At 40.3% G+C, this 11,625-nt stretch carries 8 protein-coding genes; 1 reads left to right on the top strand and 7 read right to left on the bottom strand.

Annotation, left to right across the window (positions count from 1 at the left end; all coding sequences use genetic code 11):
- Positions 1 to 19: 19 nt before the first annotated feature.
- The 5 genes from BM137_RS09320 to rpsL form a co-directional block, all read right to left on the bottom strand.
- Positions 20 to 271, bottom strand: coding sequence for a hypothetical protein (locus BM137_RS09320; protein ID WP_092480898.1), 252 nt, complete (start codon positions 269 to 271; stop codon positions 20 to 22).
- Positions 272 to 701: 430 nt separating this feature from the next.
- The gene (gene tuf / locus BM137_RS09315; RefSeq protein WP_092480897.1) at positions 702 to 1,889 is read right to left on the bottom strand and encodes an elongation factor Tu; all 1,188 of its coding nucleotides are present in this window, start codon (positions 1,887 to 1,889) and stop codon (positions 702 to 704) included.
- Positions 1,890 to 2,058: 169 nt separating this feature from the next.
- A complete protein-coding gene (gene fusA / locus BM137_RS09310; protein WP_092480896.1) occupies positions 2,059 to 4,149 on the bottom strand; it encodes an elongation factor G in 2,091 nt (696 codons plus the stop codon).
- A gap of 91 nt (positions 4,150 to 4,240) precedes the next feature.
- Positions 4,241 to 4,711: a 30S ribosomal protein S7 gene (gene rpsG, locus BM137_RS09305; protein WP_092480895.1), complete on the bottom strand. Its 471-nt coding sequence runs from the start codon at positions 4,709 to 4,711 to the stop codon at positions 4,241 to 4,243.
- A gap of 53 nt (positions 4,712 to 4,764) precedes the next feature.
- A complete protein-coding gene (gene rpsL, locus BM137_RS09300; protein WP_092480894.1) occupies positions 4,765 to 5,175 on the bottom strand; it encodes a 30S ribosomal protein S12 in 411 nt (136 codons plus the stop codon).
- Between the two features lie 309 nt (positions 5,176 to 5,484).
- Between rpsL and BM137_RS09295 the strand changes: the two genes are divergently transcribed.
- Entirely contained in the window at positions 5,485 to 6,249 is a 765-nt protein-coding gene (locus BM137_RS09295) for a prepilin peptidase (RefSeq protein WP_092480893.1), read from the top strand.
- 54 nt (positions 6,250 to 6,303) lie between these two features.
- Here BM137_RS09295 and BM137_RS09290 read toward each other — a convergent pair whose 3' ends face one another.
- Both BM137_RS09290 and rpoC read right to left on the bottom strand, forming a co-directional pair.
- On the bottom strand, positions 6,304 to 7,770 hold the full coding sequence (locus BM137_RS09290) for an NAD-dependent succinate-semialdehyde dehydrogenase (protein ID WP_092480892.1): 1,467 nt from the start codon (positions 7,768 to 7,770) through the stop codon (positions 6,304 to 6,306).
- Between the two features lie 173 nt (positions 7,771 to 7,943).
- Complete coding sequence (gene rpoC, locus BM137_RS09285) at positions 7,944 to 11,576, bottom strand: DNA-directed RNA polymerase subunit beta' (protein WP_092480891.1); 3,633 nt, start codon at positions 11,574 to 11,576, stop codon at positions 7,944 to 7,946.
- Positions 11,577 to 11,625: the final 49 nt, after the last annotated feature.

The following is an 11,625-nucleotide window of genomic DNA, read 5'->3' as shown; positions in this document are numbered from 1 at the left end:
ATCCCCCTTAATAAATTTGTTACTTAGTGTAACACAATAAATAGAAGAAAAAAGAGATTACTTTTAGTTTTAGGTATTTTTTTACGGAATGTCGATGTAGTTTCTTAAACTTTCGGCCATGAGCAGTTATAATTTCTACGCCATGGCCGAAGTGAACCGTTGAATTGTCCATGAGCTGGATATTTTTTGTCCTGATGGCCGCAAAAGATATTTTTCCGGCCATCAGCAACATCCGCTTTTGCTTCATGGCCGATTCACCACCCGTCAGCATGAAAATTCACCCCTTTAACCAACGACCTATACACTCAAAAAACAGTTAGCCTATGTAATAGAGTCTTCCCCTTCTATATATAGTAGATTCTCCCCTTTTACTTGATCTTATGAGAATGCTCTTAGGTAATTTTCTTTTTTGCTGTTCCGGTCTTGAGCAATGCAATTCATCTCGTCATGGCCCAAATGAACTCCCGCATCGTCCATGAGCAGCTTATCCTTCTTCTTGATGACCAATTACTTCAGTTTTTCAGCCATTAGCCTCTTCTTCTCTACCTTCACGACCGAACTCACCACACCATCTCAATACTCAAGATCCAAACCTTCAAGCAAAAATGACTCACACTCAAAGACACAAAAAAAGAAGCTTTCCTCGTTAAAGGAAAGCTTCTTTTGAATCTTACTTGCGTAAGAAAGTTGTCTTTAGTTGATTAAGCTTCGATTGAAGCAACAACGCCAGCTCCAACAGTACGTCCACCTTCACGGATAGTGAATTTAGTACCTTGGTCTAAAGCGATAGGTGCGATCAATTCAACGCTGATTGTAACGTTGTCTCCAGGCATAACCATTTCAGTACCTTCTGGTAACTCGATAACACCAGTTACGTCAGTTGTACGGAAGTAGAATTGTGGGCGGTAGTTACCGAAGAATGGAGTGTGACGTCCACCTTCTTCTTTAGATAAGATATAAACTTCGCCTGTAAATTTAGTATGTGGAGTAATTGAACCTGGTTTAGCCAATACTTGACCACGTTGGATATCTTCACGAGAAACCCCACGTAACAAAGCACCGATGTTATCTCCAGCTTCAGCGTAGTCTAATAATTTACGGAACATTTCAACTCCAGTAACAGTTGATTTAACTGTGTCATGAAGACCGATGATTTCAACTTCATCCCCAACTTTAACAACACCAGCTTCAACACGGCCTGTAGCAACAGTACCACGTCCAGTGATTGAGAATACGTCCTCAACTGGCATCATGAATGCTTTGTCAGTATCACGTTCTGGGTTTGGAATGTAAGAATCAACAGCAGCCATTAATTCCATAATTTTGTCTTCGTAGTCAGCATCGCCTTCAAGAGCTTTAAGAGCTGAACCAGCAACAACTGGAGTGTCATCGCCAGGGAATTCGTATTCTGATAACAAGTCACGAACTTCCATTTCTACTAATTCTAATAATTCTTCGTCATCAACCATGTCAACTTTGTTTAAGAAAACAACGATGTATGGAACACCAACTTGGCGAGACAATAGGATGTGCTCACGAGTTTGTGGCATTGGGCCGTCAGCAGCAGAAACTACTAAGATAGCTCCGTCCATTTGAGCAGCACCAGTGATCATGTTTTTAACGTAGTCCGCGTGACCTGGGCAGTCAACGTGAGCGTAGTGACGAGCGTCTGTTTCGTATTCAACGTGAGAAGTTGAGATAGTGATTCCACGTTCGCGTTCTTCTGGAGCTCCATCGATTGAAGCGTAGTCAGTTGCAGTACTTGCAAAACCTTTTTTAGCTAATACAGTTGTGATTGCAGCAGTTAACGTAGTTTTACCGTGGTCAACGTGTCCAATTGTACCAATATTAACATGGGGTTTTGTACGTTCGAATTTTTCTTTTGCCATTTTATTAATTTCCTCCTCATATTGAGTTGCTATTTTAATCGAATCCAGTTGTCTGCATTTGCCTAAGTCAAAGACCTAAGCAAATGGCAAACTAACCCAATTCTTTAGTAAAAATTATAACGATTTTAGTAGAGAAAAGCAATACTTAACAGTTTTACGCTAAATAATATTATTCAGCTGCAGAACCGTTTTTCTTGATAATTTCTTCTGAAATTGATTTTGGTACAGCTTCGTAGTGGTCAAATTGCATTGTAAATGTACCACGTCCTTGTGTAGATGAACGTAACGCTGTTGCGTATCCGAACATTTCAGCAAGAGGAACGATACCTTTAACAATAGTAGTGTTTCCACGTACTTCTGAACCTTCAATGCGTCCACGACGAGCGCTGATGTGTCCCATGATATCTCCTAAATAATCTTCAGGAATAGTAACATCAACTTCCATCATAGGCTCTAAAATTACAGGACCAGCTTTCTTCGCAGCATTTTTCAATGCCATTGAAGCAGCTACCTTAAATGCAGTCTCATTCGAGTCAACATCATGGTAAGATCCATCAAAAAGTTTCGCTTTAACGTCAACTAAAGGATATCCAGCAAGAACACCGTTGTCTAGAGAAGCCTCTAAACCAGCTTTAACTGCAGGGATGTATTCACGAGGAACAGATCCACCAACGATAGCATCTTCGAATTCAAAACCTTTACCTTCTTCGTTAGGAGCAAATTCAATCCATACGTGTCCGTATTGACCTTTACCACCTGATTGACGTACAAATTTACCTTCAGCTTCAGTAGCTTTAGTAAATGTTTCACGGTAAGAAACTTGAGGAGCTCCTACAGTTGCTGCAACGTTAAATTCACGTTTCATACGGTCAACGATGATGTCCAAGTGCAACTCACCCATACCAGCGATAATAACTTCGCCAGTTTCGTGGTCAGTTTCAGCACGGAAAGTTGGATCTTCTTCAGCTAATTTTTGAAGAGCGATACCCATTTTATCTTGGTCAGCTTTTGAGTTTGGCTCAATAGCAACTTGGATAACTGGTTCTGGGAAGTCCATTGATTCTAAGATAACTTGTTCTTTTTCGTCAGATAAAGTATCACCAGTAGTTGTATCTTTCAATCCAACTGCAGCAGCAATATCACCTGAGAATACTTCAGGAATCTCGCTACGTGAGTTCGCATGCATTTGCAAGATACGACCTACACGTTCACGTTTACCTTTAGTTGCATTCATAACGTATGAACCTGATTGCAAAGTACCAGAGTAAACACGGAAGAATGTTAAACGACCAACAAATGGGTCAGTTGCTACTTTAAATGCAAGAGCAGCAAATGGCTCGTTGTCATCAGCATGGTGTTCGATGATTTCATCTGGATTATCCACAGAATGTCCTTGAATTGGAGGAACATCAAGTGGTGATGGAAGGTAATCAACAACAGCATTCAATAATAATTGAACACCTTTGTTTTTAAATGCAGTACCACAAAGAACAGGGTAGAATTCTACTTTAACTGTTGCAGTACGGATAGCTGATTTAATCTCTTCTACAGAGAATTCTTCACCTTCAAGATATTTCATCATGAACTCTTCATCTGTTTCAGCAAGTGCTTCTAACAGATTAGTGCGCCATTCAGCAGCAAGTTCTTTTTTATCTTCAGGAATTTCGATTTCTTCAACGTCAGTACCTAAATCATTTGTGTAATTGTAGGCTTTCATTTCAACTAAATCGATAATACCTGTAAATTGATCTTCAGCACCGATTGGCAACTGAATTGGGTGAGCGTTTGCTTGTAAACGGTCGTGGATAGTGTTTACAGAGTACAAGAAGTCTGCACCTGTTTTATCCATTTTGTTTACAAATACAATACGTGGAACACCGTAAGTTGTTGCTTGACGCCAAACTGTTTCAGTTTGAGGTTCAACACCTGATTGAGCATCAAGTAAAGCAACAGCACCATCTAATACACGTAATGAACGTTCAACTTCAACAGTGAAGTCCACGTGACCAGGTGTATCAATGATGTTAACACGGTGACCATCCCAAGCAGCAGTTGTCGCAGCAGAAGTGATTGTGATACCACGCTCTTGCTCCTGTTCCATCCAGTCCATTTGTGAAGCTCCCTCATGAGTTTCACCAATTTTATGGATACGTCCAGTGTAATAAAGGATACGCTCAGTCGTTGTTGTTTTACCAGCATCGATATGGGCCATGATTCCGATATTACGAGTTTTTTCTAGAGAAAATTCTCTTTTTGCCATCTTGAATATACACCTCTTTTTTGTAAATTTTTAAATCTGTTTATTTCCCAAAGCTGCTATAGGGCAGCTTTGAAAAACAGAAAGCAGAATCTTACCAACGGTAATGAGCAAATGCTTTATTTGCTTCTGCCATTTTATGTGTATCTTCGCGTTTCTTAACTGCTGAACCAGTGTTGTTTGCAGCATCCATGATCTCACGTGCTAAACGAAGATCCATAGTATCTTCTCCACGTAGACGAGAATAGCTTACTAACCAACGTAGTGCAAGCGCTGAACGACGTTCTGGACGAACTTCGATAGGCACTTGGTAGTTAGAACCCCCAACACGGCGAGCTTTAACTTCAAGAACTGGCATAATATTTTTCATTGCTTCTTCAAAGACTTCCATAGGATCATTTCCAGTAGTTTCTTTGATTGTATCAAATGCGTTATAAAGAATAGTTGCAGCTTTACCACGTTTTCCATCAACCATTAAACGGTTGATCAAACGAGTAACCAATTTTGAATTGTAAATTGGATCTGGCAACACTTCACGTTTTGCGATAGGACCTTTACGAGGCATTCAAATTCCTCCTTTCGAATATGTTTAGTTTGTTGTGTTTTTTAACACGAGATTTATTTAGGTTTTTTAGTACCGTATTTAGAACGACCTTGTTTACGATCAGTAACTCCAGCAGTATCTAAAGCACCACGAACGATGTGGTAACGTACCCCTGGCAAGTCTTTAACACGGCCTCCACGAAGAAGTACCACGCTATGTTCTTGTAAGTTGTGACCTTCACCTGGAATGTATGCTGTAACTTCGATCAAGTTAGATAGACGTACACGAGCATATTTACGTAAAGCAGAGTTAGGTTTTTTAGGAGTCATAGTACCTACACGAGTACATACACCACGTTTTTGTGGAGAGAATACAGTAGTTTGTTTTTTCTGTTTACTGTTATACCCTTTGTTTAAAGCAGGAGACTCAGATTTTTCAATTTTTGATTTACGAGGTTTGCGGACCAATTGGTTAATTGTTGGCATTTTTTGTTTCCTCCCTTCCGGTTATTAAATTCTAATCCCACACATCCAGGCGTTCCTTTTATTTCTAAAAAAATATACGCTGCATGACGCAACTTCTGGACAATATGGATATACGCCTTTGCAACAGTCAGAACGACTGGTTTACAGGAATCTGCGTACAAAAGCACCTTATGAATAATACCACGTCTAATTTTTTTTGTCAACAAACCGTAAAAGTTTTTTTCTTCTTTTTTGCCTAAAATTTTAAAACGGTTTTGCACGCTTTATTCGTACAGTACTAATGACAAAAAACAAAGGCAGGGGATCCGTATGGAAACAGTCTATTTATTGATTCTATGTGTTTACGGTGTTGTGTGGGGCTCTTTTTTAACCGTAGTCGGCTTAAGAGTCCCATTGAAACAGCCAATAACTCTTAGTCGTTCAGCTTGCCCTAATTGCCATCATGTATTAACTGGCGTGGAATTGATCCCAGTCTTTTCTATTTTATACCAAAGGGGTAAATGTCGTCACTGCCATCAACGCATTTCTCTTCTTTATCCTATTATTGAACTGGTATCAGCCGCTTCATTTTGTTTAATTTATCTATACGTTGACCATCATATATTTAACTTAGCTACTTCAGGGCTCTTGCTCACGTTCGGGATCGTTTTTTCTGTTTCTGATCTTACTTATCAAATCCTGCCCGACCGAATCATGAGATGGTTTGCAGCTGCTGTTTTCGCTGTCCACGTTCTTAACGGCACGAAAGACTTTTTATTCTATTCGGCAACTGGTATCGTGTTCTTTCTCCTGTTTTATCTTTTCTATCAACGTCTTCCAAACAGTATAGGCGGAGGTGACGTGAAATGTTACGGCATTCTGGGCTTTCTTTTAGGATACCAGACCTGTGTGCTAGCTCTGCTGTTAGCTTGTCTGCTGGTTTTTGCAATACAAATCCCGTTACTGCTTGTTAAAAAAGTTAATTCGCAGCAAGCCATCCCTTTTGCTCCTTTTATTTTTACAGGTGCTCTTCTAGCTTATTTCATTGGTCCAGCATTCTATGAGTGGCTAAATCTGTTGTTGTTCATCCAATAGACAAAAAAACAAAGAGAGGTTATCCCTCTCTTTGTTTAAATACACTGTCCAATTTTAGTCTTCCATAAAATAAGTGGTATGAACGAATTTCACTTCCATGAATTCTTCTACTCCGTATTTGCCGTTTTCACGACCTAATCCTGAGTATTTCACACCGCCGAAAGGAGCTTCTGATTGCGATACACCAGTATTATTTACACCTACCATACCGTATTCCAAAGCTGTGCTGATTTTTTCAGCAATGCGCATGTCTTTTGTAAATACATAAGAAGCTAACCCAAATACTGAATCGTTTGCCAGCTCAATGACTTCTTCTTCGTTCGTAAAGCCAATTAAAGGAATCACCGGACCGAATGTCTCATTATAGAAGATATCCATTTCTGTTGTCACTTTGTCCAATACAGTTGGTTGATAGAAGAAACCTTTTTCGTATTCTCCCTCATTTAATCGTCCTCCGCCGATCAATACCTCAGCGCCTTTTTCTTTTGCATCCGCGATTTGTGCATCAATGGTTTCTCTGGCATCTTCATTGATTAGTGGTCCAACCATAACATCATCCAATCCATTTCCAACTGTTACTTTCTCAACAGCTTCTACTAATGTTTCGGTAAATTCTTTTTTGATCGCTTCTTCAACAAAAATTCGATTAGGCGCAGTACAAGCTTGTCCGTTATTTCTGAACTTCATAGCGACTAAAGTATCAACGGTTTGTTTGATAGGAGCATCTTTAAAGACGATAAAAGGAGCATGTCCGCCTAGTTCCAACGACATTTTTTTCAAAGTCTTGCCTGATTGCTCATACAACATTTGACCAACTTCCGTAGAACCAGTGAAGGTCAACTTGCGAATATCTTTGCTTTCTGCAAATACTTCTCCGATATCGCTCGCCCGCCCCATGACTAAGTTGGCTACACCGTTTGGCAGCCCAGCTTTTTCAAATAGTTCAAACAATGCAATAGCTGACAGCGGAGTATTTCCTGCCGGCTTCAATACTACTGTACAGCCAGCAGCGATTGCTGGAGAAATTTTACGAACGATCATATTCGACGGAAAGTTCCATGGTGTGATGGCTCCGACTACTCCAACAGGTTGTTTTTTCACTTCATATTTATGGTTGTTCGGTGCAGGAATGGTTTCGCCATAGACACGACGAGCTTCTTCAGCATTCCAATGCAGGTTGTCTACGTTGGTTTTGATTTCGCCTTTTGCTTCTTTGAAGGGTTTCCCTTGTTCCAACGTCATGATCAACGCCAAACGATCTGTATTCTCTTCGACCAAATCTGCCATTTTGTGCATGATGGCTACTCGTTCTTTCAATTCCATCCCTGACCAGATCGGAAAAGCTTTTTTCGCTGCTTCAATCGCTTGGTGGACTTCTTCTTTCCCGCCTTGAGAGATTTTTACCAATTCTTCTCCTGTAGCAGGATTGATTACCGCACGTTTCTCTCTCGACCCTTCTACCCATTTTCCATCAATGAATAGTTTTGTTTGTACATTTGGTAATGATTGTGTATTTGCCAAATAAATTCCCCTCCAGCTTCTATTTACTATTTGCTTTTACGTTAACACAGAATTAAAAAAATCTACATCAATAGACTCATTTTTATAATGCAGTTCAATTAATACGATTATGTAAAACAAAAAAGCCAAGCCGCTAGACTAGGTGTCTAACTGGCTTGGCTTTTTATGATCCATTAAAATTCTGAAGGAGTTTCTGTTTCTAAATCATTGATGCTGTAAACATTTTCGCTTACAACGCCAATTCCTTTAGGATCCATCTTACGGTATTTACGCATTCCTGTACCAGCTGGAATGATCTTACCGATGATAACATTTTCTTTCAATCCTAATAATGGGTCACGTTTACCGCGGATAGCAGCATCTGTCAAGACGCGAGTTGTTTCTTGGAATGATGCAGCAGACAAGAAACTGTTTGTTTCAAGTGATGCTTTAGTGATTCCAAGCAATACAGGACGACTTGTAGCTGGCAGACCGCCAGTCGTTAAGACTGCTTTATTTTTCTCTGTAAATTCAGCGATATCGATTTTCGCACCTGGCAATAGATCAGTATCACCTGGGTCAAGAACTCGAACTTTACGCAACATTTGACGAACCATAACTTCGATATGTTTGTCCCCAATTTCTACCCCTTGCATACGGTATACTTTTTGAACTTCGGCTAACATATAGTTTTCGACCGTCAATACATCACTAATGTCGATCAATTCTTTCGGATCAATAGAACCTTGAATCAAGGCTTGTCCACGTTGAACGATATCTCCTTCAGCTACTTGCATACGAGAAGTGTAAGGAACAGTGTAGGTACGTGTATCTGTTGCACCTTTGATCGTTACTTCTTTAATACGCTCAGCTTGTTTATCTTCAATAGAGATAACTTCACCGGTAACTTCAGTAATTGTTGCACGTCCTTTTGGATGACGAGCTTCGAAGATCTCTTGGATACGAGGAAGACCTTGAGTAATATCGTCTCCGGCAACCCCACCAGTATGGAAAGTACGCATTGTTAACTGAGTACCTGGCTCACCGATTGATTGAGCGGCGATTGTTCCAACTGCTTCTCCAACTTCAACTTCGCTACCAGTAGCCAAGTTGCGTCCGTAACAGTATTTACATACCCCATGAGGAGTGTTACATGTAAATGCAGAACGGATTGTTACTTCTTCGATACCAGCATCTAAAATAACTTTTGATAATGGTTCTGTGATTAATTCGTTTCTTCCAACGATCACTTCACCAGTTTCAGGGTGAATAACAGATTTGTTCGTGTAACGACCAATCAAACGCTCTTCAAGAGGTTCGATAACTTCGTTGCCGTTCACAATAGCGCGAACAACTAAACCGCGGTCAGTATGACAGTCAGTCTCACGAATAATAACATCTTGAGCAACGTCAACTAAACGACGAGTCAAGTAACCAGAGTCGGCTGTCTTCAAGGCTGTATCGGTCATACCTTTACGAGCCCCATGGGTAGAGATAAACATTTCCATAACGCTTAGACCTTCACGGAAGTTCGAAGTGATCGGTAATTCCATGATTTGTCCATTAGGAGCAGCCATCAATCCACGCATACCAGCTAACTGAGTAAAGTTGGAGATGTTACCACGGGCTCCAGAGTCACTCATCATAAAGATTGGGTTTCTGTCGTCCAACACTTCCATTAATTTTTGTTGGATAGTGTCTTTAGCAGCATTCCAGACATCAATTACTTTAGAGTAACGTTCTTCGTCAGTGATCAAACCACGACGGAACTGTTTAGTAATTTTCTCAACTTGTTTATGAGCATCATCTAGAATTTCTTCTTTTTCTCTTAACACAGCGATATCGGCGATACCTACTGTGATACCAGATTTAGTTGAGTGTTTGTAGCCCAAGTTTTTCATTCTGTCCAACATTTTTGAAGTTTCAGCAACTTTGAATCGTTTGAATACTTCAGCGATGATGTTACCAAGATTTTTCTTCTTGAACGGTTTAACTAATTCTTGTTCAGCAATAAATGCTGGAATGTCTGTTCCATATTCAACGAAGTATTTATCTGGTGTTTGGACTTCTAAGTTTACTTGTGTTGGTTCGTTCAAGTAAGGGAATTCTACTGGCATGATTTGGTTAAAGATTAATTTACCAACAGTGGTAATCAATACTTTATCGCGTTGCCATTCAGTAAATGGTTTGTCTTTAATATCAGAAACTTGGATACCCACTCTAGAGTGCAAGTGAACATATCCTTGTTGATAAGCCATTTCAGCTTCTTCGATACTACTAAATACCATTCCTTCGCCTTCACGACCGTCTTCTTCCATCGTCAAGTAGTAGTTACCTAAAACCATATCTTGAGATGGTGTAACAACTGGTTTACCATCTTTAGGGTTCAAGATGTTTTGTGCACCTAACATTAAAATACGTGCTTCAGCTTGAGCAGCGTCGCTTAATGGAACGTGGACAGCCATTTGGTCCCCATCAAAGTCGGCGTTATAAGCTTCACACACTAATGGGTGCAAACGAATCGCTTTACCTTCTACTAAGATCGGTTCAAATGCTTGAATCCCTAATCTATGCAATGTCGGTGCGCGGTTCAATAGAACTGGATGTTCACGGATAACTTCTTCCAATACATCCCAGATATCTTCATCTTGGCGTTCGATTTTACGTTTAGCATTTTTGATGTTGTTCGCGATTCCGCGTTCAACTAATTCTTTCATTACGAAAGGTTTGAACAATTCAACAGCCATTTCTTTCGGCAATCCACATTGGTACATTTTTAATGTTGGACCAACAACGATAACTGAACGACCTGAATAGTCAACACGTTTACCCAGCAAGTTTTGACGGAAACGACCTTGTTTCCCTTTCAACATGTGAGAAAGTGATTTTAGTGGACGGTTACCTGGTCCAGTAACTGGACGGCCACGACGACCATTATCGATCAACGCATCTACTGCCTCTTGCAACATACGTTTCTCATTTTGAACAATGATGTTTGGTGCGTTTAAGTCTAATAAACGTTTCAAACGGTTGTTACGGTTGATCACTCGGCGGTACAAGTCATTCAAGTCACTTGTTGCAAAGCGTCCACCTTCCAATTGAACCATCGGACGAATTTCCGGAGGGATAACTGGAACAACATCCATAACCATCCATGTAGGATCGTTACCGGACAAGCTGAAAGCTTCCATGATGTCTAAACGACGGATCGCACGAGTTCTCTTTTGTCCTGTTGCAGTAGTCAAATCTTCTTTTAATTCAGCTACTTCTTTTTCAATGTTTACATCGTCTAACAATTGTTTGATCGCTTCAGCACCCATTCCGGCTTTAAACTCGTTGCCGTATTGAGCACGTTTTTCGCGATATTCTCTTTCAGTCAGCAATTGTTTCTTTTCAAGCGGTGTGTTGCCTGGTTCAATAACGACATAAGAAGCAAAGTAAATGATCTCTTCTAGAGCACGAGGACTCATGTCTAAAACAAGACCCATTCTGCTTGGAATACCTTTAAAGTACCAAATGTGTGTTACTGGTGCTGCTAACTCGATATGTCCCATACGTTCACGACGTACTTTTGAACGAGTAACTTCAACACCACAACGGTCACAAACGATTCCTTTATAACGGATACGTTTGTATTTACCACAGGCACATTCCCAGTCTTTAGATGGGCCGAAGATGCGCTCGCAGAATAAACCATCACGTTCAGGTTTCAGCGTCCGGTAATTGATTGTTTCCGGTTTTTTAACTTCACCATAAGACCAACTGCGGATTTTATCAGAAGAAGCCAAACCTATTTGCATACTTTCAAAATTATTAACGTCTATCAAGGGGCCAACCTCCCTTTATTTGTTGAGCTGCCCTAACTGCTCGAATTGT

This window comes from Desemzia incerta, from assembly GCF_900115825.1.
GTDB classification, from domain to species: Bacteria; Bacillota; Bacilli; order Lactobacillales; family Carnobacteriaceae; genus Desemzia; species Desemzia incerta.
Note: the sequence above shows the minus strand (reverse complement) of the source record. Positions and strands in the feature narration are given on the sequence as shown.